This is a genomic window from Streptomyces sp. NPDC048603 (assembly GCF_043199475.1).
GTDB lineage: Bacteria > Actinomycetota > Actinomycetes > Streptomycetales > Streptomycetaceae > Streptomyces.
Genome location: NZ_JBICVY010000004.1, coordinates 532,845 through 554,508 on the forward strand (window position 1 = coordinate 532,845; position 21,664 = coordinate 554,508).

At 71.9% G+C, this 21,664-nt stretch carries 22 protein-coding genes; 8 read left to right on the plus strand and 14 right to left on the minus strand.

Features of this window, described 5'->3' with window-relative positions:
- Positions 1 to 81 precede the first annotated feature (81 nt).
- The 5 genes from ACGFQ9_RS12310 to ACGFQ9_RS12330 all read left to right on the plus strand — a co-directional run bounded on the left by ACGFQ9_RS12310 (position 82) and on the right by ACGFQ9_RS12330 (position 5,961).
- Positions 82 to 1,461 (plus strand): RNA-guided endonuclease InsQ/TnpB family protein, encoded by a 1,380-nt coding sequence (locus ACGFQ9_RS12310; RefSeq protein WP_393573661.1) that lies wholly within the window; start codon positions 82 to 84, stop codon positions 1,459 to 1,461.
- Positions 1,462 to 1,780: 319 nt separating this feature from the next.
- Positions 1,781 to 2,869, plus strand: a complete 1,089-nt coding sequence (locus tag ACGFQ9_RS12315; protein WP_393573662.1) for an ABC transporter ATP-binding protein — start codon at positions 1,781 to 1,783, stop codon at positions 2,867 to 2,869.
- 75 nt (positions 2,870 to 2,944) lie between these two features.
- Positions 2,945 to 4,624, plus strand: a complete 1,680-nt coding sequence (locus ACGFQ9_RS12320) for a hypothetical protein (RefSeq protein ID WP_393573663.1) — start codon at positions 2,945 to 2,947, stop codon at positions 4,622 to 4,624.
- Positions 4,625 to 4,666: 42 nt separating this feature from the next.
- The gene (locus tag ACGFQ9_RS12325) at positions 4,667 to 5,080 is read left to right on the plus strand and encodes a hypothetical protein (protein ID WP_393573664.1); all 414 of its coding nucleotides are present in this window, start codon (positions 4,667 to 4,669) and stop codon (positions 5,078 to 5,080) included.
- Positions 5,081 to 5,178: 98 nt separating this feature from the next.
- The gene (locus ACGFQ9_RS12330; protein WP_393573665.1) at positions 5,179 to 5,961 is read left to right on the plus strand and encodes an NDP-sugar synthase; all 783 of its coding nucleotides are present in this window, start codon (positions 5,179 to 5,181) and stop codon (positions 5,959 to 5,961) included.
- Between the two features lie 71 nt (positions 5,962 to 6,032).
- Here the strand turns inward: ACGFQ9_RS12330 and ACGFQ9_RS12335 are convergent, their stop codons facing one another.
- From ACGFQ9_RS12335 to ACGFQ9_RS12360, 6 genes are all read right to left on the minus strand, one after another.
- Positions 6,033 to 7,628 carry a DoxX family protein gene (locus ACGFQ9_RS12335; RefSeq protein WP_393573666.1) on the minus strand — a complete coding sequence of 532 codons (1,596 nt, stop codon included), beginning with the start codon at positions 7,626 to 7,628 and terminating at the stop codon, positions 6,033 to 6,035.
- A 195-nt stretch (positions 7,629 to 7,823) separates the two neighbouring features.
- Positions 7,824 to 8,780 (minus strand): 23S rRNA (guanosine(2251)-2'-O)-methyltransferase RlmB, encoded by a 957-nt coding sequence (gene rlmB / locus ACGFQ9_RS12340; RefSeq protein WP_393573667.1) that lies wholly within the window; start codon positions 8,778 to 8,780, stop codon positions 7,824 to 7,826.
- 94 nt (positions 8,781 to 8,874) lie between these two features.
- Positions 8,875 to 10,275, minus strand: a complete 1,401-nt coding sequence (cysS, locus tag ACGFQ9_RS12345; RefSeq protein ID WP_393573668.1) for a cysteine--tRNA ligase — start codon at positions 10,273 to 10,275, stop codon at positions 8,875 to 8,877.
- A gap of 107 nt (positions 10,276 to 10,382) precedes the next feature.
- The gene (gene ispF, locus ACGFQ9_RS12350) at positions 10,383 to 10,889 is read right to left on the minus strand and encodes a 2-C-methyl-D-erythritol 2,4-cyclodiphosphate synthase (RefSeq protein WP_393573669.1); all 507 of its coding nucleotides are present in this window, start codon (positions 10,887 to 10,889) and stop codon (positions 10,383 to 10,385) included.
- Positions 10,879 to 11,643, minus strand: coding sequence for a 2-C-methyl-D-erythritol 4-phosphate cytidylyltransferase (gene ispD, locus ACGFQ9_RS12355; protein WP_393573670.1), 765 nt, complete (start codon positions 11,641 to 11,643; stop codon positions 10,879 to 10,881). Before ispD ends, ispF begins: the two co-directional genes overlap by 11 nt.
- 396 nt (positions 11,644 to 12,039) lie before the next feature.
- Positions 12,040 to 12,522 (minus strand): CarD family transcriptional regulator, encoded by a 483-nt coding sequence (locus ACGFQ9_RS12360; protein WP_003953493.1) that lies wholly within the window; start codon positions 12,520 to 12,522, stop codon positions 12,040 to 12,042.
- 641 nt (positions 12,523 to 13,163) lie between these two features.
- Between ACGFQ9_RS12360 and ACGFQ9_RS12365 the strand changes: the two genes are divergently transcribed.
- The gene (locus ACGFQ9_RS12365) at positions 13,164 to 13,922 is read left to right on the plus strand and encodes a DUF461 domain-containing protein (protein WP_393573671.1); all 759 of its coding nucleotides are present in this window, start codon (positions 13,164 to 13,166) and stop codon (positions 13,920 to 13,922) included.
- A 105-nt stretch (positions 13,923 to 14,027) separates the two neighbouring features.
- Here ACGFQ9_RS12365 and ACGFQ9_RS12370 read toward each other — a convergent pair whose 3' ends face one another.
- Both ACGFQ9_RS12370 and ACGFQ9_RS12375 read right to left on the minus strand, forming a co-directional pair.
- On the minus strand, positions 14,028 to 14,708 hold the full coding sequence (locus tag ACGFQ9_RS12370) for a response regulator transcription factor (protein ID WP_007265514.1): 681 nt from the start codon (positions 14,706 to 14,708) through the stop codon (positions 14,028 to 14,030).
- Positions 14,705 to 15,922: a sensor histidine kinase gene (locus ACGFQ9_RS12375; protein WP_393573672.1), complete on the minus strand. Its 1,218-nt coding sequence runs from the start codon at positions 15,920 to 15,922 to the stop codon at positions 14,705 to 14,707. Before ACGFQ9_RS12375 ends, ACGFQ9_RS12370 begins: the two co-directional genes overlap by 4 nt.
- Positions 15,923 to 16,129: 207 nt before the next feature.
- Between ACGFQ9_RS12375 and phoU the strand changes: the two genes are divergently transcribed.
- Positions 16,130 to 16,807 (plus strand): phosphate signaling complex protein PhoU, encoded by a 678-nt coding sequence (gene phoU / locus ACGFQ9_RS12380; RefSeq protein WP_393573673.1) that lies wholly within the window; start codon positions 16,130 to 16,132, stop codon positions 16,805 to 16,807.
- Positions 16,808 to 16,905: 98 nt separating this feature from the next.
- Positions 16,906 to 17,061, plus strand: coding sequence for a hypothetical protein (locus ACGFQ9_RS12385; protein WP_393573674.1), 156 nt, complete (start codon positions 16,906 to 16,908; stop codon positions 17,059 to 17,061).
- 99 nt (positions 17,062 to 17,160) lie between these two features.
- Here the strand turns inward: ACGFQ9_RS12385 and ACGFQ9_RS12390 are convergent, their stop codons facing one another.
- The 6 genes from ACGFQ9_RS12390 to ACGFQ9_RS12415 form a co-directional block, all read right to left on the minus strand.
- A complete protein-coding gene (locus ACGFQ9_RS12390) occupies positions 17,161 to 17,595 on the minus strand; it encodes a hypothetical protein (protein ID WP_393573675.1) in 435 nt (144 codons plus the stop codon).
- A complete protein-coding gene (locus ACGFQ9_RS12395; protein WP_393573676.1) occupies positions 17,588 to 18,055 on the minus strand; it encodes a GNAT family N-acetyltransferase in 468 nt (155 codons plus the stop codon). Before ACGFQ9_RS12395 ends, ACGFQ9_RS12390 begins: the two co-directional genes overlap by 8 nt.
- Positions 18,056 to 18,221: 166 nt before the next feature.
- Positions 18,222 to 18,917, minus strand: coding sequence for a hypothetical protein (locus ACGFQ9_RS12400; protein ID WP_393573677.1), 696 nt, complete (start codon positions 18,915 to 18,917; stop codon positions 18,222 to 18,224).
- Between the two features lie 304 nt (positions 18,918 to 19,221).
- Positions 19,222 to 19,680, minus strand: a complete 459-nt coding sequence (locus ACGFQ9_RS12405; RefSeq protein WP_393573678.1) for a hypothetical protein — start codon at positions 19,678 to 19,680, stop codon at positions 19,222 to 19,224.
- Positions 19,681 to 20,004: 324 nt separating this feature from the next.
- Positions 20,005 to 20,595, minus strand: coding sequence for a hypothetical protein (locus ACGFQ9_RS12410; protein ID WP_393573679.1), 591 nt, complete (start codon positions 20,593 to 20,595; stop codon positions 20,005 to 20,007).
- Positions 20,596 to 20,804: 209 nt separating this feature from the next.
- On the minus strand, positions 20,805 to 21,563 hold the full coding sequence (locus tag ACGFQ9_RS12415) for a phosphoglyceromutase (protein WP_393573680.1): 759 nt from the start codon (positions 21,561 to 21,563) through the stop codon (positions 20,805 to 20,807).
- Positions 21,564 to 21,664 lie beyond the last annotated feature (101 nt).

Consider the following 21,664-nt stretch of genomic DNA (forward strand, 5'->3'; position numbering starts at 1 on the left):
CCCGTAACCGCTCAAGCACCAGTTCGTTGAACGGACTGATGTGCCGTTCTGAAGATCGGATCGGAGGGGCGGAGGGGCGACATGGATCAGGTCACCGTCGAGGAGGCCGGCCGCATCAAGCGCGAGCTGTTGGGAGTGGGGGATCGCGTCAAACACCAGGGGCGGAAGGCCGTCCCGCTCCAGAGCACGAAGTCGCCAACGGAATCGCACCATCGGGTCTACCGATTCCGCTTCTACCCGACGCCCGAGCAAGAGGCCCAGCTGAACCAGACCTTCGGCGCGTGCCGCTGGGTCTACAACGAGGGCCTCGGGCTCCGGGTCAAGGCTTGGGAGCAGTACCGGGTGTCGGTGGGGTTCGCGGAGACCTGCCGGGCGCTGACCGGCTGGAAGCGATCTCCGAGGACCTCGTGGCTGCGTGAGGTGTCGGCACCGGTGCTGCAGCAGGCACTGCGGCACCTGGACGGCGCGTTCTCGCGGTTCTTCAAGGGTTCGGGAAAGTATCCGAAGCCGAAGTCGAAGCGGCGCTCGCGGGATGCGGCCGTCTACGTGCGGACGGCGTTCCGGTGGGTGGAGGACCCTGAGCGACCGGGTACCGCCCGCGTGTCGCTGGCGAAGCAGTCCGCGCCACTGGACGTGCGGTGGTCGCGGGCGCTGCCTGCGGGTGAGCTCCCGGTCCGGTTGACGGTGACGCGGGACCGGGCAGGCCGGTTCTTCCTCTCCGTGCTGGTCGAGGAGCGGATCGCGCGGCTGCCGGAGGTGTTCCTGCCCGGTGGGACGTCGCCGAAGGCCGTGGGTCTGGATCTGGGACTGGCGTCGCTCGTGACCCTGGACGACGGGGAGAAGCTGGCGCACCCGCGTCTGCTGCGGAAGTACGAGAAGAAGCTGGCGGGGCTGCAGCGTGAGCTGCACCGGAAGGAGCGCGGTTCGAAGAACCGGGAGAAGGTGCGGGAGCGGATCGCCCGCCTGTACGCGTTGATCGGTGATGTCCGGCGTGATCTGTTGGATCAGTTCACGACCCGCCTCGTGCGCGAGAACCAAATGCTCGTGGTGGAGGACCTGCCGATCGGGAATCTGTTGCGTCCGGCGGTGGGGAAGGGGAGACGACGCAAGGCCCAGCTGAGCCAGGCGATCGCGGATGCGGGGTGGAGTGAGCTGCTGCGGCAGCTGAAGTACAAGTGCGAGTGGTACGGGCGCACGCTGGTGATCGTGGACCGGTTCTTCCCTTCGACCAGGCGTTGTTCCGCATGCCATACGAAGGGCCCGCGGCTTGACGTGTCTGTGCGGGAGTGGACGTGCACCGCGTGCGGGGTGCTGCACGACCGGGACGTGAACGCCGCCGTGAATCTGCGGGACGAGGGAATGCGGCTGTACTGGCTGGTGGCGATGCGCACGCCGCCGGGTTCGGTGGCGCCGAGTGTGATCAGGGCTTCGGAACTGGGTGATCTTCACCTGGCTGCCTAGCCGCGTGCGGTACGGACCGACGGGCCGTCGGCCGTGATGCCTGTGGAGCCCGTGTAAGACCGTCTGGAGTGGCCCTCAGGGCTGCCCCTGGCGGCAGTGGGCGCTGAAGCAGGAACCCATGTCAAAAGGCAACTGCTCTGTCCTGGGACGGTCAAAAGTGGGGTGCTCTTCCTGCCGCAACAGAAGTCGTCGCCGTCCGGGTGCTGACAGAACGCGGGCCTCCGGGTAGCGTCACCCGGAGTCCGTCATGGACTAGACCAACATCACTCCCTTACTCGGATCGTCCGGCACGTTCCTGCCGGTGAAGGGATGCATCACCATGGCTTCTGTCACCTTCGACAAGGCGACCCGGCTGTACCCCGGCGGCGACAAGCCCGCCGTCGACGCGCTCGACCTGCAGATCGAGGACGGCGAGTTCCTCGTTCTCGTCGGCCCCTCCGGCTGTGGCAAGTCGACCTCGCTCCGGATGCTCGCCGGCCTCGAGGACGTCAACGGCGGAGCGATCCGCATCGGCGACCGCGACGTCACCCACCTGCCGCCCAAGGACCGGGACATCGCGATGGTGTTCCAGAACTACGCGCTCTACCCGCACATGAGCGTCGCCGACAACATGGGCTTCGCCCTGAAGATCGCCGGCGTGGACAAGGCCACCATCCGCCAGAAGGTGGAAGAGGCCGCGAAGATGCTGGACCTCACCCAGTACCTCGACCGGAAGCCGAAGGCGCTGTCCGGCGGTCAGCGGCAGCGCGTGGCCATGGGCCGTGCCATCGTCCGCAAGCCGCAGGTCTTCCTCATGGACGAGCCGCTGTCCAACCTGGACGCCAAGCTGCGCGTGTCCACGCGTACGCAGATCGCCGCCCTGCAGCGGGACCTCGCGATCACCACCGTGTACGTGACGCACGACCAGGTCGAGGCCATGACCATGGGCGACCGGGTGGCGGTCCTGAAGGACGGTCTGCTCCAGCAGGTCGACACCCCGCGGAACATGTACGACCGCCCGGCGAACCTCTTCGTCGCCGGGTTCATCGGCTCCCCCGCCATGAACCTCGTCGAGGTGCCGATCACCGACGGCGGCGTGAAGTTCGGCGACTCCGTCATCCCGGTGTCGCGGGAGGCGCTGTCCACCGCCGCGGACGCGGGCGACCGCACCGTCACCGTCGGCGTGCGCCCCGAGCACTTCGACATCAGCGACGAGGGCGGCCTGGAGATCACCGTCAATGTGGTCGAGGAGCTCGGCGCCGACGGCTATGTCTACGGCACCGCGCAGGTCGGCGGGAAGAGCCAGGACCTGGTCGTCCGCGTGGGCGGCCGTCAGGTGCCGGAGAAGGGCTCCAGGCTGCACGTCGTGCCGCGCGGCGGCGAGACCCACGTGTTCTCGACCTCCTCCGGCGAGCGTCTCTCCGACTGATTCCGGCTCTGGACCGGTAGCTCCGTACGGACGTCTCCGGTGGCCGTCCCCGCGCTGTGACCGCAGCGTGGGGGCATGGTCACCGGCCCGACCGCGCGCTCCGCGGCACCCGCCCGCGCCGTCACCGCGGGCGGGCCCGCCGCCGCGGGCCGGGACCGGCGGCTGCGCGGTCCCGCCGCCGTCGCCGCCGTCTTCACCCTCCTGCAGCTGGCCCTCGTCGTGCCCGGCAGTGCGCTCGGGTGGGACGAGACGGTGTACGTCAGCCAGGCCGACCCGCACGCGCCGGCCGCCTTCTTCAGTGCGCCCCGGGCCCGCGGGATCGTGCTCCTCGTCGCGCCCGCCGTCCTGCCCGGTGTGGACCCGCACGACCCGGTCGTGCTGCGCGTGTACCTGTCCGTCCTGTCCGGGGCGGCCCTCTTCCTCTCCCTCGCCGTGTGGCGGCCGCTGCTGCCGGCCCGTGTGCTCACCGTGGCGGGGGCGTTGTTCGCCGGCCTGTGGATCACCCTGCTGTACGGCTCGCAGGCCATGCCGAACCTGTGGGTGGCGTACGGCTGCCTGATCGCCGTCGGGTGTTTCCTGCGGGCGGTGCTCTCTCCGCGCCCGCCGTCCGGGCGGTTGCTCGCCGGGCTCGCGGCGGCCGTCTGCGGGGTCGCGCTGATGCGGCCGCCGGACGTGCTCTGGCTGCTGCTCGCGCTGGGCGGGCCGGCCTTGCTCGTGCGGTCCTGGCGGCGGCCCGTGGTGCTGGCGGCGCTGGCGGCCGGCGCGCTGCTCGGGGTCGCGGAGTGGCTGGTGGAGGCGGAGCTGCGGTACGGGGGAACGGCGGCGCGGCTGCGCCGGGCGGACGAGATCCAGGGCGGGCTGGGCTGGCATCCCGCCGCGCTGCTGGACCAGTTGCGCGCGCAGAACGGCCGTACGCTGTGCCGCCCGTGCGGGGCTTCGTGGCGGCCGGTGACCGGGCTGTGGTGGTTCCTGGTGCCGCCGGCGGTGGCGGCGGGCGTGGTGGTGGCGGTCCGGCGTGCGGCGCCGGTCCGGCAGGCGCTGCTCGTGGCGGCGGTGGCCGGAGGGGTGCTGGCGCTGCCGTACGTCGTACTGATCGGGTACGCGGCACCGCGCTTCCTGCTGCCCGCGTACGCGCTGCTGGCGCTGCCGGTGGCGGCGGGGGTGACGGCGCTGGCGGCGCGGGGCCGGGTGTGGTGCGGGCTGGTCGTGGCGGTGGCGGCGGGGCATCTCGCCGTGCAGTACGCCGTGCTGGACGCTGCGGTGGATCGCGGCCGGGAGACGCGTGCGGCGTTCGCGCGGGTGACGGCCGAGCTGCGCGGGGAGGGGCTGCGGCCGCCGTGCGTGGTGAGCGGGTACGAGGCGGTCCGGGTGGGGTACCGGCTGGGGTGTGCGTCGCGGCAGGTCGGCGGGCATGACCACGGCATCACGGGCGGGGGTCTGCGTGCGGTGGCCCTGCACCGGCCGGTGGCGGTGCTGGTGGCCGCCGGGAGCCCGGTGCCGGCCCATGCGCGGGGCTGGCGACGGGTTTCCCTGCCGGCGCTGCCGGGCATGACCGGGTTTCACGCGTACGTCGCGCCACTGCCGGCGCGTCCGGCCCCTGCGAACCAGGCGGCCCGTGCCGTACCGGCAGGCCCTGCGGCACCGGTCCGCCGGGGGCACAGGTCGTCGGACTCCACAGCAGACCGGTTCATTTCGAGCGGTGTGCGTCAACACGACATTCGAAAAGCCACGTCGAACCATCCCTCGACAGGGTGACTAAATGTCGCCAAATCCTCACCGAGCGCTACTCTCGCCCTCGTGACCCACACCGCCCGCCGTATCGGCCGTTCCCTCGCCCTGGTCCTGCCCGTCGTCCTGGTCCTGTCCGGGACCCTCGCGGTCACGATGGTTCCCTGGGCCGACAACTCCCCGTCCCAGATCCTCACCGCCTCCGCGGAGGACGTGTCCGTCCCCGCGAAGCCGCTCGCGGCGCAGGACGTGCTGCGCGACAAGCTCCTCGGGGAGCTGCAGCAGGGTGCGCAGCCGGGTGAGGTCCTGACCCACCTCCAGCAGGCGGTCGACAAGCGGCCTTCGCTGGCCGACCACTGCGTGGGCATCGCGCGTGCGCTGGGCCGGGCGGCGGTCGAGAAGTACGGGCCGACGAAGGCCCAGTCGTACGCCCGCCCCGTGTGCGACACGTCGTACGCGGCGGGCGTCGCCTCCATCGGCTAGACCCCGTTCCCGGCCGTCGGTCCGGGCCCCCGTCCCTCCTGGGGGCGGTTTCGGGGCACGGCGCCCCCGGGGCGGCCGGCCCTGCATAGGCTTCCGTCATGACGGAACCTTCCGACGCTCCCGCCGGCGCCGCCTCCGGTGCCACCCGCTCCGCGGCCGCGTACCCGGCCACGCCCCGCCAGGCCGTCGTCCTGGCGGGCGGCCAGGGTTCGCGGCTGCGCCCGTATACGGACGACCGGCCGAAGCCCATGGTCGAGATCCCCGGCACCGGTGTGCCGATCATCGGGCACCAGCTGGCCTGGCTGGCGTCCGAGGGGGTCACCGACGCCGTGGTGTCCTGCGGCCATCTCGCCGAGGTGCTCCAGGAGTGGCTGGACCAGGCCGACCTGCCGCTGCGGGTGACGACCGTGGTCGAGAAGGAGCCGCTGGGCCGGGGTGGCGGCCTGAAGTTCGCGGCCGCCCGGCTGCCGCACCCCGGCGAGGCGTGGTACGCCACGAACGGGGACATCTGGACGCGTTTCTCCCTGCGGGAGATGGCGGAGTTCCACACCGAGCGGGGGGCGACCGCCACGCTGGCGCTGGCCCGGCCGCGCATCCCGTGGGGCGTGGTGGAGACCAACGAGTTCGGGCAGATCCTCGACTTCATCGAGGCCCCGCCGTCGCCGTACCTCATCAATGCGGGCGTGTACGTCTTCTCCGGCGAATTCGCCTCGCTGCTGCCGGACTTCGGTGACCACGAGCGGACCACCTTCCCGCACCTGGCCCGGGAACGGCGCCTGGCGGGCTTCCCGCTCCCCCAGGGGGCCTACTGGCGGGCCATCGACACGGCGAAGGATCTGACCGAGGCCGCGAAGGAACTGGCGGCCCAGAGCGGCTCCTGAACGCGAGAGCGGAAGAACGGAGGAGGGGCCCGGTGCGCGGTGCGCGCCGGGCCCCTCCTCCGTCGTCGTGGTCAGCCGAGGAGGCTGCCCACCAGGCCGGGCTTCCGGGTCGTGGGCGCGTCCGAGCCGCTGCCGCTGGTGCCGGTGCCGCCGCTGCCGGAGGACGAGGAGGACGGCCGCTGCTGGGTGGTCGTCTGGCGGGGGCTCTGCGACCGCGGGGTCTGCTTGCCGGTGGCTCCCCGGGTCGCCGACGGCGATCCGGAAGAGGCGGAGCCGCCGGTACCCGTGGTGGCCGTGGAGCCGGCGCCCGGCGTGGTGCGGCCGGACTTGGCGGGCTGCGAGGGCTTCGCCGAGGGGCTGTTGCGGGTGGGTGCCTGCCGGGCCGGGGTGCGGGACTTCCCGGGCTCCTGCGGGAGCGGGGAACCGGGCAGGTAGTTGCTCGGGGCCTCGCCCGGACCGGGGACGGTGACCACCGTGCTGGAGCGGACGGCGCTGCCGAGCAGCGAACCGACGAGCAGCGTCAGGCCGACGACCACGGAGGCCACGACGGCCCCGCGGCGCAGCACCCGGCGGCGCAGCTGCCAGATCTCGGAGCGCGGGCCGAGGGTCCGCCATGCCTCGCCGGAGATACGGGCGTCCAGCGAGTAGACCGGGGCGCCGGCGATGACGAGGGGGCTCCAGGCGGCCAGGTAGATGATGTCGGGGGCGTCGTAGGCGGGGACGGTCTTCCAGCTCACGGTCATCAGCAGCGCGGCCGACAGCAGCGCCCCGAAGCAGGCGGCGAACCGCTGCCACAGCCCGAAGACCGTCAGCACGCCGACGATGACCTGGAAGAAGGCGACGGTGAGGCCGGCGCCGACCGGGTGCGAGAGCGCGAAGTCGCGGAGCGGCTCGGCGAGGGCCCAGGGGTGCAGGGTGTGCAGCCAGGTCACCATGGAGCCGCGCTCGCCGCCGTCGAAGTAGACGGGATCGCAGAGCTTCCCCATGCCGGCGTAGATGGAGATGAACCCGAGGAAGACGCGCAGCGGGAGCAGTACGACGCCGAGGTTCATCCGGCGGTCGGGGTAGTAGGAGGCGTTGCCCGGGCGGCCTTCGCCCTGCGGGCGGCGGATCTCGGCGAGGGGCTCGTCGGGGCCGTCGTAGCCGGGGCCGTCGTAGCCCGGGCCGTCGTAGCCCGGGCCGGGCCGGTGCGACAGGTCGCGTACGGCGGCCAGGGGGCGGGTCTCGTCGTAGCTCCGCTGGCCGATGACGGTGGGGGTGGGCAGGGTGTCCTCGGCGAGGTCCCGGTCGAGGTCGACGCGGGGGATGACCTGGGTGGCTCCGCCGTCGAACTCGTCGTGGCCGCGGCCTGCTTCGCGTACGGCCTGGAGCAGGCCGCCGGTGGCGGCGGCGGCGTCGCCGCCGGGCCCGGCCTTGCCACTCCACACCACGGGCGCACGGCGTGGCCGCCGTCCCGCGCCTGCGGCGGCGACGGCCGCGCTGAGCGCGGGAACGCGGGCCGGGCCGCCGGGAAGGGAACCGGACTTGGGACGCGCGCTCGGGCTCGGTGCGAGCCGCACGCGGAAGCTGGCGTGGTTGACGATGACCTGTGCGGGGTCGCACGGCACCTTGACCATGCTCAGCGCGGGCTGGTCGTCGAACCGGGGCGTTCTTGTGTCCACACTCATCTAACCGAGTGATCAATGTTTAGGACACTGCCTTGACAGCACGGATCTGTCCGAGACCCGTCAAGGCCCCACATTTCGGCCACGGCCGGTGCCGCGGGACGCCCGTGCGCCACACCCGCGGCACACCCCTCAATCCGCCACCTGACCGGCCCCCGCCCCTCCTCCGTGGAGGGGGGCGGGGCACGGTCCGGGGGGTTACGCGCGGCGGCGGGCCGCTTCGTAGAGGACCACGCCGGCCGCGACGCCCGCGTTGAGGGACTCCGCGCCGCCCGGCATCGGGATGCGCACCAGGAAGTCGCAGGTCTCGCCGACCAGCCGGCCCAGCCCCTTCCCCTCGGAGCCGACGACGATCACGACCGGGCCGCCGAGCGCCTCGAGGTCCTGGAGCTCGTGCTCGCCCTCGGCGGCGAGGCCGACCACGGTGATGCCGGCCTTCTTGTACTCCTGGAGGGCCCGGGTCAGGTTGGTGACGCGAGCGACCGGCGTACGGGCCGCCGTGCCCGCCGAGGTCTTCCACGCGCCCGCGGTCATGCCGGCCGCGCGCCGCTCGGGGATGACCACGCCGTGGCCGCCGAAGGCGGAGACGGAGCGGACGATCGCGCCGAGGTTGCGCGGGTCGGTGACGCCGTCCAGGGCGACGATCAGCGGGTCCTCGCCCTCGTCGTACGCCTCGGCGGTGAGGTCCTCCGGGTGCGCGTACTCGTACGGCGGGACCTGCAGGACGAGGCCCTGGTGGTTGAGGCCGCCGGTCATCCGGTCGAGCTCGGGCCGCGGGGCCTCCATCAGGTTGATGTTGCCGCGGGCCTGGGCGAGCGCGAGGGCCTCGCGGACCCGCTCGTCGTTGTCGATGAACTGCTGGACGTAGAGCGTGGTGGCGGGCACCCCGTCGCGCAGGGCCTCGAAGACCGGGTTGCGGCCGACGACCATCTCGCTGGTGCCCTTGGGGCCGCCGCGGCGCGGCGCGGGACGCCGCTTGGCCGCCTGCCGGGCCTTGGCGTTGGAAATGCGGAAGGCCTTGTGGCCCTTGCGGTCCTCGGCCTTGGGCGTGGGGCCCTTGCCCTCCAGGCCCTTGCGCCGCTGGCCACCGCTGCCGACCGTCGCGCCCTTCTTGTTGGACGTGCGGCGGTTCCTGCGCTGGCTGTTCCCGGCCATGACCTCTACCTGTTTCGTCGGCAATGCAATACGTACGTATGAAAAGTGTGCCGCCCGGAGCGCCGGGCGGCCACCAAACCCGTCTGCCCGGGGCTCAGCGCTGGCCGAGCGTCCAGCGGGGCCCGGTCGGGCTGTCCTCGATGACCAGCCCGGACTGCTGCAGCTGGTCGCGGATGGCGTCGGCGGTGCCCCAGTCCTTGCGGGCCCGGGCGGACTCGCGCTGCTCCAGGACCAGGCGGACCAGGCTGTCCACGACCCCGTGGAGGTCCTCGCCCCGGTCGGCCTCGCCGGCCCAGTGCGGGTCGAGCGGGTCCAGGCCGAGGACGCCCAGCATGGCGCGGACCTCGGACAGCCGGGCGATGGCCCCGTCCTTGTCGTCGGCGGCCAGGGCGCTGTTGCCCTGGCGGACCGTGGTGTGGACGATGGCGAGCGCCTGCGGGACGCCGAGGTCGTCGTCCATGGCCTCGGCGAACGCGAGCGGCACCTCGGCGGCGGGGGCGACGGTCTTCCCCGCCATTTCGCAGACGCGCTGGACGAAGCCCTCGATGCGGGCGAACGCCGACTCGGCCTCGCGCAGTGCCTCTTCGCTGTACTCGATCATCGACCGGTAGTGCGGGGTGCCGAGGTAGTAGCGGAGGACGATCGGGCGCCAGGTCTTGACCATCTCGGAGACCAGCACCGAGTTGCCCAGGGACTTGGACATCTTCTCGCCGGACATGGTGACCCAGGCGTTGTGCACCCAGTAGGAGGCGAAGTCGTCACCGAAGGCCTTGGCCTGGGCGATCTCGTTCTCGTGGTGCGGGAAGATCAGGTCGAGCCCGCCGCCGTGGATGTCGAAGGCGGCGCCCAGGTACTTGTGGGCCATGGCCGAGCACTCCAGGTGCCAGCCGGGCCGGCCGCGGCCCCACGGGGTCTCCCAGGAGGGCTCGCCGGGCTTGGCGGACTTCCACATGGCGAAGTCCCGCGGGTCGCGCTTGCCGGTCTCGCCCTCGCCGGACGGCTGGAGCAGGTTGTCCAGCTCCTGGTTGGAGAGCTTGAGGTAGTCCGGGTACGAGCGCACGTCGAAGTAGACGTTGCCGTCCGCCTCGTACGCGTGGCCGCGCTCGATCAGGCCGCGCATCATCTCGACCATCTCGGTGACGTGGCCGGTCGCGCGCGGCTCGTAGGTGGGCGGCTCGCAACCGAGGGCGGCGTAGCCGTCGTTGAAGGCGCGCTCGTTCTCGTAGCCGATGGACCACCAGGGGCGGCCCTGCTCGCCGGACTTGGTGATGATCTTGTCGTCGATGTCCGTGACGTTCCGGATGAACGTCACGTCGTAGCCGCGGTACTCGAACCAGCGGCGCATGATGTCGAAGTTCAGGCCGGAGCGGATGTGCCCGATGTGCGGGGCGGCCTGCACGGTCGCACCGCAGAGGTAGATCGAGACACAGCCCGGCACGAGCGGGGTGAAGTCGCGGATCTGCCGGGCGCTGGTGTCGTACAGGCGAATAGTCACGGCATCCAGGGTAGTGCCCGGAAGCCAGTGCCCCGCGACCCCTTGGGGACGCGGGGCGGCGCGCCGGTCGGTGTGCCGTGCCGGGGCGGACCGGCCGGCGGGCGTTCTCAGTCCCGGTCCGTGCGGTACACCAGGGCGGTGGCGATGGCTGCCAGGCCCTCGGCGCGGCCGGTGAGGCCGAGGCCGTCGGTGGTGGTGCCGGAGACCGCGACGGGCGCGCCCGCTGCGGCGGCGAGCGCCTTCTGTGCCTCGTCGCGCCGCTTGCCGATCTTCGGCCGTACGCCGATGACCTGCACGGCGACGTTCCCGATCTCGAATCCGGCGGCGCGGACGATACGGGCCGCCTCGGCGAGCAGGGTGACCCCGGAGGCGCCGGACCACTCGGGGCGGTCGGTGCCGAAGTGGGCGCCGAGGTCGCCGAGGCCGGCGGCGGAGAAGAGGGCGTCGCAGGCGGCGTGGGCGGCGACGTCACCGTCGGAGTGCCCGGCCAGTCCGTACTCCTCGCCCTCCCAGAGGAGGCCGGCGCACCAGAGTTCGCGGCCCTTCTCGAAGGCGTGCACGTCGGTGCCGATGCCGACGAGCGGCAGCAGCGGGGCGGTGGGGTCAGTAGGCATCGGTGGCCCTCCTGCGGGCGAGTACGGCCTCGGCGAGGACGAGGTCCAGCGGGCGGGTGACCTTGAAGGCCTCCTCGTGGCCCGGCACCAGCACCACGGGTACGCCGAGCCTTTCCACCATTCCGGCGTCGTCGGTGGCGCCCTCGCCGTTGACGGCGATGGTCTCGTGCGCCCGGACCAGGGTCGCCCGGTCGAAGCCCTGCGGGGTCTGGACGGCGCGCAGCCGGGACCGCTCGGGGGTGGCGACGACGGGCTCGGCCTCGCCGGGCCCGCCCGGCTCGACCTCCTTGACGGTGTCGGAGAGCGGCATGGCGGGCACCACGGCGGGCGCGCCGTCGCGGACGGCCTCGACGACGGTGTCCACGGTGTCGACCGGGACCAGGGGGCGGGCGGCGTCGTGGATGAGGACCGCGGTGATGTCGTCCGGGAGGGCGTCGAGGCCGGCGCGGACGGAGTCCTGCCGGGTGTCGCCGCCGGGGACGACCAGGATGTCCGTGCGGTCGGGCAGGGCGTGCTCGTCGAGCAGGTTCCGGACCTCGCCGGCGCCGTCCGGCGGGGCGACGACGACCACGAGGGAGACGGCACGCGAGCGGGCCATCGCGCGGACGGCGTGGATCAGCATCGGCGTGCCGCCGAGCGAGCGGAGGGCTTTGGGCGCACCGGGGCCCAGCCGGACGCCGCGGCCCGCGGCGGGGATGACGGCGGCGGTGCGGTGGGCCCGCGCGGGGGGCGCGGGGCGCGAATCGTCAGACATCGGTTGCTCCGGGCAAGACATCGGTCGGCGGCCAGGTTTGTGGCTTCGGCCGACATGGGTATGGCCTGAAGCGTGCCGGGTGCGATGCCCTCGCCCCTTCCGTGACGACCGGTCGAGCCGGCTGCCCGGACCCGGCACGCCAAAGGTGCAAGGTGTAGCCAGACGTGTGTGTACGTGCGTGTACGTGTGTGTAGGCGTATGCGTGCGTGGGTGTGTGTATGCGTGCGGGTGTGCGCGTGGTGCGTGGCTGTGTGTGCTGCTGCGCGTTCACGCGTGTGCTGTGCGTGTGCGGAGCCAGACATGCCGCAGCGCCCGGCAACGGGCGCTCTCGAAAAACGAGAGGCGCCGTCATCGGGCACCGCGGCACACTGTGTCAAGCGGTCCGTGCTGTTCGCGTCAGGACGCGAGGACCTCGTCGAGGAGGGCCTCGGCCTTGTCCTCGTTGGTGTTCTCGGCGAGCGCGAGCTCGCTCACCAGGATCTGACGCGCCTTGGCGAGCATGCGCTTCTCGCCCGCGGACAGTCCGCGCTCGCGCTCACGACGCCACAGGTCGCGCACCACTTCGGCGACCTTGATGACATCGCCGGACGCGAGCTTCTCCAGGTTTGCCTTGTAGCGACGAGACCAGTTCGTCGGCTCCTCGGCGTACGGTGCGCGCAGCACCTCGAAGACCCGGTCCAGCCCGTCCTGTCCGACTACATCTCGAACGCCGACGAACTCCGCATTGTCCGCAGGCACACGAACCGTCAGGTCGCCCTGGGCGACCTTGAGCACCAAGTAGGTCTTGTCCACGCCTTTGATCTGGCGAGTTTCGATGGCCTCGATCAGCGCGGCCCCGTGATGGGGATAGACCACGGTGTCGCCAACCTTGAACGTCATGTGACAGGTACCCCTTCCGTGGCTATCCAGGGTAACACGAGAACGGACTGTTATGAATGGCGTTTTCGCAGGTCAGGGCCTATCTCGGGGCTTGACAACAGCGGCGGGGACGTGCTGCGGAAGGCTTCCGGAAGGGGGTATTCGCAGGTCGGAGGCGCTGCGGGGGCAAGCCGAAACGGCCACGTTACACCTGACGGGGGACCCCGACTGTGTGATGTACGTCCCGTTTTGCCGGTTTCGAAGGCGCGAAACCGAACTACTCCGTTCGACTGGCGGACACCCTCTCGGAGCGGGTTCCGGCCCAATCCCGAATTGATCGACCGCGGGCCCCTCGCGGAATCCGGAAATTGATCACGGACGATATCCGGGCACGGCCGGAACAGCACCCCGAAGAAGGGGACCGGAGAGCGGACGCAAGGCAGACCGAAGAGCGGACAGAAGGCGGACCGGAGAGCGGACACCGGCCCACTCCGAATACAAGATCGTGCGCCGGGTCCGGCACCCCGGGCCCCACCCCGGAGGGTCGGGTGCGGGGGCGGGGCGGGGGCTCGGTAACCTAAGCGCGCTGACACACCCTTAGGGCGGCTTTACCTCGCCGCTCACCGACCCTCCGTCCGTACGTCCAAGGAGTTGCCGCCGCCGTGAGCCGCAGCCTTCGACGCGGCGCCCTCGCCGCCGCCGCCATCGTTCTCTCGATCGGATCGCTCGCCGCATGCGGTGCGGGCAACGACGCGCAGACGCTCCAGATCAAGCCGGACAACGCGTCGGTCACCAAGGGCGACATCATGATCCAGAACGCCCTGGTCATCACGGGCGCCGAGGAGAACAAGAAGGGCAAGGGTCCGGCCGTCGTGTCGGCCACCATCTTCAACTCCGGCACCAAGGAGCAGACCCTCGACGGGATCACCCTCCCGGGTGGCGAGGGCAAGGTGGCGCTGAAGCCCGCCACGGGCAGCGGCAAGATCAGCGTGCCGGCCGGCGGCTCCGTCGTCCTCGGCGGCGAGGGCAACGCCTCCGCCGTGATCCAGGGCGGCGACGAGGCCGTGAAGGACGGCGACGCCCAGGCCGTCGTCTTCCAGCTGAGCAGCACCGGTGACGTCGCGCTGGAGGCCTTCGTCGTCCCGGCCACCGGCTACTACGAGGAGTTCGGCCCGAGCGAGGCCCCGGCCGCCGCCGCGCCGTCGGGCTCCCCGTCCGGTTCTCCGTCGGGCTCCCCGTCGGGCTCCCCGTCCGGTTCTCCGTCGGGCTCCCCCTCCGGCTCCCCGTCGGGCACCCCCGGCGCCACCCCGGCCGCCAACACCTCGGGCTCGCCCTCGGGCAAGCCGTCCGGCGGCGTCTCCGGCTCCCCGGCCGCCGGCGCCACCCCTTCGGGTTCGGCCTCGCACGCCGCCGGCCACTGACACACGCATGACGGAGGGCCCCACCCGATTCACCCGGGTGGGGCCCTCCGTCATGCCGTCACCGGATCCGTCCGGCGGAGCCGGACCGGGCCGCCGGCCTGCGGCCTACGGCTCGAACTTGTAGCCCAGGCCACGGACCGTGACCAGGTAGCGCGGCGCACCCGGGTCGGGCTCGATCTTGGCGCGGAGGCGCTTCACGTGGACGTCCAGGGTCTTGGTGTCGCCGACGTAGTCCGCGCCCCAGACCCGGTCGATCAGCTGCATGCGGGTCAGGACCCGGCCCGCGTTGCGGAGCAGCATCTCCAGCAGGTCGAACTCCTTCAGCGGCAGGTCGACCTTCGCGCCGGCGACCGTCACCACGTGGCGGTCGACGTCCATCCGGACCGGGCCGGCCTCCAGGGCCGCCGGGGTGACCTCCTCCGGCTCACCGCGGCGGCGCAGGACCGCGCGGATGCGGGCGACCAGCTCCCGCGAGGAGAAGGGCTTGGTGACGTAGTCGTCGGCTCCTATCTCCAGCCCGACGACCTTGTCGATCTCGCTGTCCTTGGCGGTCACCATGATCACGGGCACGTTGGAGCGTCCGCGCAGTTGCCGGCAGACCTCGGTGCCGGGCAGGCCGGGCAGCATCAGGTCGAGGAGTACGAGGTCGGCGCCGTTGCGCTCGAACTCGTCCAGGCCGTCGGGCCCGGTCGCGGCGATGGCGACCTCGAAGCCCTCCTTGCGGAGCATGTAGGACAGGGCGTCGCTGAAGGATTCCTCATCCTCGACGACAAGCACTCGGGTCACGGAAGGACCTCCGGGGCAGGGGTGGTGGCTGGTTCTCGGTCGGGCACGGATGTCCGGGCGGTGGCGGCCTCCGGAAGTCTGAGGGTGAAGGTGGAGCCCTGGCCCTCGGAGCTCCACACCGTGACCTCCCCGCCGTGCGAGGCGGCCACGTGCTTGACGATCGCGAGGCCGAGGCCGGTGCCCCCGGTCGCCCGGGAGCGGGCCGGGTCGACCCGGTAGAACCGCTCGAAGATGCGCTCGCGGTCCTTCTCCGGGATGCCGATGCCCTGGTCGGTCACGGCGATCTCGATGAAGTCTCCACCGGGCGCGGAGACGCGGCGCCCGGCTATGCCGACCCTGGTGCGGGCCGGACTGTAGTTGACGGCGTTCTCCACCAGGTTGCCCAGGGCCGCCGCGAGCTGGCCGCGGTGCCCCCAGACGCGCAGGTCGGCGGTGCCGCCGGCGGCCATGGTGATCTGCTTGGCGGACGCCGGGTGACGGCAGCGGTCGATGGCCTCGGCCACCAGGGTGTCCACCCGGACGGGCTCGGCGTCCTCCAGCGGGTCGTCGTTCTGCACCCGCGAGAGGTCGATGAGCTCCTGCACCAGGTTGGTCAGCCGGGTCGCCTCGATCTGCATGCGGCCCGCGAAGCGCATGACCGCCTCGGGGTCGTCGGAGGCGTCCATGACGGCCTCCGAGAGCAGCGAGAGCGCCCCGACGGGCGTCTTCAGCTCATGGGACACGTTCGCGACGAAGTCCCGTCGGACCGCCTCGATCCGCCGCGCCTCGGTCAGGTCCTCGACGAGCAGCAGGACCAGCCGGGAGCCGAGCGGGGCGACCCGCGCGGACACCGCCAGCGCCTCGCCGCGGCCGGTGCCGCGCCGGGGCAGGTCCAGCTCGACCTGGCGTATCTCCCCGTCCCGGCGGGTGTCGCGGGCCATGTGGAGCATCGGCTCCACCGCCAGCTTGCCGCCGCGGACCAGCCCGAGGGCGTACGCGGCGGAACTCGCCTTGACGACGGCGTCACCCTCGTCGAGGACGACGGCCGAGGAGCGGAGCACGGAGAGCACCGTGTCCACACCCGGCGGAAGCACCGCGTTGATGTCCGGGCGCATGGCACTCCGGGTGGGGCGTGCCTGGTCGCGCTCGCTCCAGCGGAACGCCAGCATGGCGATCACGCCGGTGAGCAACCCGGCGATCGCAGCCACTGCGGCGACCGCCGCGTTCACGTCCATGCATCCAGGTTAAGCAGGCACGACGACAGTTCCACAGCCGTTCGGGTGGCGCCTCGAACAGTCGTCGCCCAGAGTTCACCGTGGCGACGGGGTTGATTCACTTGTGGTGCCGGAGTCCGACGCGTAGACCCCGCACCGTGAGAGCGTGGGGGCCGGAACCGAACGGATCCCCCCGGCTCCCCGGCTGACGTAAGAGAGGGAACACCCATGCGGGACGCGTACCACGAGGAACTGGACTCGATCGGAGACGGCCTGGTCGAGATGGCCCGGCTGGTCGGTTCCGCGATCGGGCGGGCCACGACCTCCATGCTCGACGCCGACCTCAAGCTCGCCGAGAGCGTCATCGCCGCCGACCAGAAGATCGACGACCTGCAGCACGACCTCGAGGCCCGCGCCATCGCGCTGCTGGCCCGCCAGCAGCCGGTCGCCACGGACCTCCGCATCGTGGTCACCTCGCTCCGGATGAGCGCCGACCTGGAGCGCTCCGGCGACCTGGCCCAGCACGTGGCGAAGCTGGCCCGGCTGCGCTTCCCTGAGACGGCGGTCCCGCGCGACCTGCACGCGACCATCCTGGAGATGGGCCAGCTGGCGCAGCGCCTGATGGCGAAGGCCGCCGAAGTGATCATCACCAAGGACGTCGACCTCGCCATGCAGCTGGAGACGGACGACGACGAGATGGACCAGCTGCACCGGACGCTGTTCCAGCACCTGATGGACGACCGCTGGAAGCACGGCATCGAGACCGCGGTGGACGTGACCCTGCTGGGCCGCTACTACGAGCGGTTCGCGGACCACGCGGTGTCGGTGGCCAAGCGCGTGGTCTACCTGGTGACCGGCGAGCACGCCGACGAGCTGCAGCCGCCGACGGTGGTCGAGGGCGTGTGAGCCAGGGGGCTCTGCCACCGTGCGCCGTTGACGCGCCGCCCGTGCCGGGCATGAATGAGGCGAAAGGCAGTACTCGTACGTACGCCTGAGGAGGATCCATGCCCGATTCCCCCGTCCCCATCACCCCCGAGCACGAGCAGCCGCCGAAGCAGCAGCCGGACGTGATCCGGCTCCCCCTGCTCGCGGCCTGCGGCTGCGGCTCGGGGTGCGGCTGCGGCTGTCAGTCCGGCGCCCCGTGCCAGTGCGGCGGCTGAACGCCGCACCGCCGTACGCGCACGCACGCACACGCGCTCACGCGCACGCACGACCGCGCACACTGCCAGGGCCCCGTCCGATCCCGGACGGGGCCCTGGTCAGTACGTCTCGACGACGGGCGGCGGGGACCAGTGCGCGGGCAGTTCCTGCCCTTCCCCCCGCAGGCAGCGCGCCGGGAACCGGCGGTGCCACCAGGCACCGCCGCGCCCGCCCATGCCGGCGTCGTCCACGGTCATGGGCAGGGTGGCGGCGAAGAACCGGTCGTCCCACCGGTCCAGCTCCGGCTGCCGCAGGGCCCGCACGCGCTCGGTGAGCAGCGGCCAGGCGGCGCGCAGCCAGTCCCGGCAGCGCAGCTCGTGGCCGTACTCCCAGGCGAACTCCAGGTCGAAGCCGGCCTCGATGTCGACGACCACCAGCCGCCAGCGGGCCAGGGCCTCGTTCAGTCCGGAGTACGCCGGGCCGGCCGCCGCGGCGGCCGCGAGGACGGACGCGTAGTCCTCGGCGTCGAGCTGCCCGGCGCCGTCCTCAGGCATCGAGGTCGAGCACGCCGACGGTCTGGCCTCCGCTGGTCTCGCCGGTGAGCCGGAAGCCGAGCTTCAGATAGAACTCCCCGGGGCCGTCCTCGCCGGACTCCCAGGTCGTGAACAGCCGGTTCCCGCCGCGCCGCCGGATCTCCGCGGCCACCTCCTGCACGGCGTAGCGCCCGTACCCGCGTCCCTGCGCGCCGGCGTCGATGTTCAGCCGCCACAGTCCGCTGCGGCGGTCCTCGGGGTCCTTCTCCGGATTCCACTGGATGTCGAGGAAGGCCATCAGGAACCCGACCGTGTCGTCCCCGTCGACGATCAGCCGCGGCCAGGCGGTCTCGCCCCACGCGTACGCCTCGGCGAGCGAGTGCGCGACGGGTTCGACGTTCTTCTCCTGCTCGGGCCGTATCCGGATACCCATGCCCGCTTCCACGTTGGCGGGCGTGATCTTCTCAAGACGCAGACTCATCCGCGCACGGTAACAACGCCCGTCGGTCCTGCCCACGGATTATCGGCACGGACGGGCGAGCGTGGGCGCGAGCAAACTTGGCCCCCGCCCGCGCCGGTGTGCCGGCGGGACGGGGGCAGGTGCGGGGAGCGGGGGCCGGGGTCCTGGGCCTCCCGCTAGGGCGGGGTCAGAGGCCCGGGATGCCGGTGAGCTCCGGCCCGTCGTCGATCAGCTGGCCCTTCGGGGTGCCGGTCTTGGCCTCGTCGCGTTCGGCCGGCGTGACGCAGAGGCCGTCGCCGTCGAAGCTGTCGCGCCAGACGTAACCCGGCTTGCAGTAGTTGCTCCCGGGCTGCCGGTTCGGGTTCTGGGCGTGCGCCTCGTCCCGTTCGGCCGGCGTGACGCACTTGCCGTCACCATCGAAACCGTCCCGCCAGACGTAACCCGGCTTGCAGTAGTTGCTCCCGGGCTGCCGGTTCGGGTTCTGGGCGTGCGCCTCGTCCCGCTCGGCCGGCGTCACGCACTTGCCGTCACCATCGAAACCGTCCCGCCAGACGTAACCCGGCTTGCAGTAGTTGCTCCCGGGCTGCCGGTTCGGGTTCTGGGCATGTGCCGCGTCCCGCTCGGCGGGGGTGACGCAGAGGCCGTCACCGTCGAAGCTGTCGCGCCAGACGTAGCCGGGCTTGCAATTGCTGCTCCCGGGGAGGCGGTTGGGGTCGTCGGCGCGGACGGCGGTGACAGAGGACTGGGCCGGGGACGCGGTTGCCGCGGACGCCGGCAGCGCGATGGCTCCGGAGATCACGACGGCCGAACCGAAGAGGAGCGTGAGGCGCGAGGTCCGCCGCCTGGAACGGGCGATGTCCTGGGTGTGGAAGGCGTGGGTCATCAGAACTCCCTGGAGGTGTCGTCCAGCGGAGGGGAGAGACCGCTGGATCCTTATCGGGTCATGGCTCCAGTAGGCGTGATCACCACCGCCCCCGTCACGCCACTGGAAGACGTGGCTTGACAGGGTCCACAAGAAGCGGAAAAGCCCCCTGCCTGCGGAGAAAACGCAGGCAGGGGGCTCGTACGAGGAGAAGTCAGTCGAGGTCGACCGTGATGCGCCGCGTGCCCGGGGCCGCACGGATCGCCGGACGGCGGGACCTCGGGGCGAGCCTTCACGGGTCCGTCGGCCCCGGCGAGGTCGCCGGCTACGCCTCCGTCGTCGCGATCAGGACGGCGGCCGTCGCGATGAGCAGGAGGCCGAAGGCGACGAGGCCGAGCCGGAAGCGCTTCAGGCCCTGCACGAACTTCGCCCCGCGCCGGTGCTCCTCGGCCAGGTCCGCCGACGTCCCGGGCTGGGCCCGGCTCACGTACTGGGGATGGCGGACGATCGGGTACGAACGACCGATCTCCATGTCGGGGACCACGTCAACGACCCACTCCAGCACGGCCGTTTCCCCGGCCGGCCCGACGAACTCGTAGCGGGCCCTGGCCCGCCGCTTGCCACCACCCCCGACCGGGTCCAGCCGCACCAGCCGCCCCTCGGCCTCCACGCCCGTGTCCACCAGCTCCGCCATCCCCTGCAACCCGTCCCGCCCCCGCTTCACGATCGGCGAGACGAGCACGACGGCGGACGACAGCGCCATGAACCCGAAAAAGATCAGCACACACGTAAGTACGACCATCCGCCGGACGCTACGTCAGACAGCACGGCGACCGAAAGCCCTGCCGCGACCGGGACGTGCGCCCCGCCCGCCCGACGGACACCGACCGGGTCCCGGAGCAGCCCCCGGCCGCAGCCTGACGGCCCAGAGACGGGGCCCCGGCAAAGCATCATGGCCCCTGCCTGCGGAGAAAGCGCAGGCAGGGGCCATGATCAGCTTGGAGATTACTTCTTGCCCTGGTTCTTGACGGCCTCGATGACGGCCGCGGCGGCCTCCGGGAGCCGCGTCGTGTACGTGTGCCGCGGCCCGGCGCGGCAGGTCAGGCGGTCACACCGCGAGTTCGGCGGTGGAGCTGCCGGTCGGGCTCGGTATCAAGGTGCCCTGGGGGACCTTGACACTGCCGTCGCCCTTGGGCAGGGGCTTGCCGTTGACGCACAGGCCCGGGGCCGCCATCGGGTCGTTGCAGTACGAGTCCGGGACGATGCCGGAGTCCGGCGGTGCCTGGGGAACCACCACGGTGCCGTCGCCCTTGGGCAGGGGCTTGCCGTCGACGCACAGGCCCGGGGCCGCCATCGGGTCGTTGCAGTACGACTCCGGGACGATGCCGTCGTCGGGGGCCGTCTCCTCCGACGGGCTCGGGTCCTGGGGAGCCTCGTCCTGAGGAGCCTCGTCCTGAGGGCTCTCGTCCTGAGGAGCCTCGTCCTGAGGGCTCTCGTCCTGAGGGCTCTGGTCCTCCTCTCCGAAGACCGTGAGGGAGCCGAACCCGTCTTCGTCGTTGGCGGCGGCGGCCGGGGCGGTGGCCGCGTGCGGTGCCGCCGGGGCGGCGAACGCGGCGGTGGGGAGCAGTACGCCTCCCACCGTCAGCGAGGTCGAGGCGGTGAGCAGCGCGAGGCGCAGCGTGCGGGAGGTGCGGGGCATGGGAGTTCTCCTCCGTGAGGGGGTGGGGAGGGGGTCACCCTTCTGCGTGATCCCATGCATCGAGTAAGCCCCGGCGGGCACGGTCGCGTCTTGCCCCTGGATGTCGTGGCTTGACAACCGCGCCCCCCATCCGCGATGCGGCCCCGGACACGAGTCAGGCCCCCTGCCCGCGGGAAAAGCGCGGGCAGGGGGCCTGATCGAAGCAGATGCTACTTCTTGCCCTGGTTCTTGACGGCCTCGATGGCGGCCGCGGCGGCCTCCGGGTCGAGGTAGGTGCCGCCCGGGTTCAGGGGCTTGAAGTCGGCGTCCAGCTCGTAGGAGAGCGGGATGCCGGTGGGGATGTTCAGGCCCGCGATGTCGGCGTCGGAGATGCCGTCGAGGTGCTTGACCAGGGCGCGCAGCGAGTTGCCGTGCGCGGCGACCAGCACGGTGCGGCCGGCCAGCAGGTCCGGGACGATGGCGTCGTACCAGTACGGGAGCATGCGGACGACGACGTCCTTCAGGCACTCCGTCTTCGGGCGCAGCTCCGGCGGGATCGACGCGTAGCGCGGGTCCTCGGACTGCGAGAACTCCGAGCCGTCCGCGAGGGCCGGCGGCGGGGTGTCGTAGGAGCGGCGCCACAGCATGAACTGCTCCTCGCCGAACTCGGCGAGGGTCTGGGCCTTGTCCTTGCCCTGGAGCGCACCGTAGTGGCGCTCGTTCAGACGCCAGGAGCGGTGGACCGGGATCCAGTGGCGGTCGGCGGCCTCCAGGGCGAGCTGGGAGGTGCGGATCGCGCGCTTCTGGAGCGACGTGTGGACCACGTCGGGCAGCAGGCCGGCGTCCTTGAGCAGCTCACCGCCGCGGACCGCCTCCTTCTCGCCCTTCTCGTTGAGATTGACGTCCACCCAGCCGGTGAACAGGTTCTTCGCGTTCCACTCGCTCTCGCCGTGGCGGAGGAGGATCAGCTTGTACGGTGCGTCGGCCATGCGTACGAGCCTAATGGACGCCGGGTGGCGCGTCGCGCGCCTCCGCGAGGGCCGGTCCGGCCTGCGCCGGGGCCTTTGGCGAACCTCCGCCGGTGCCGGGT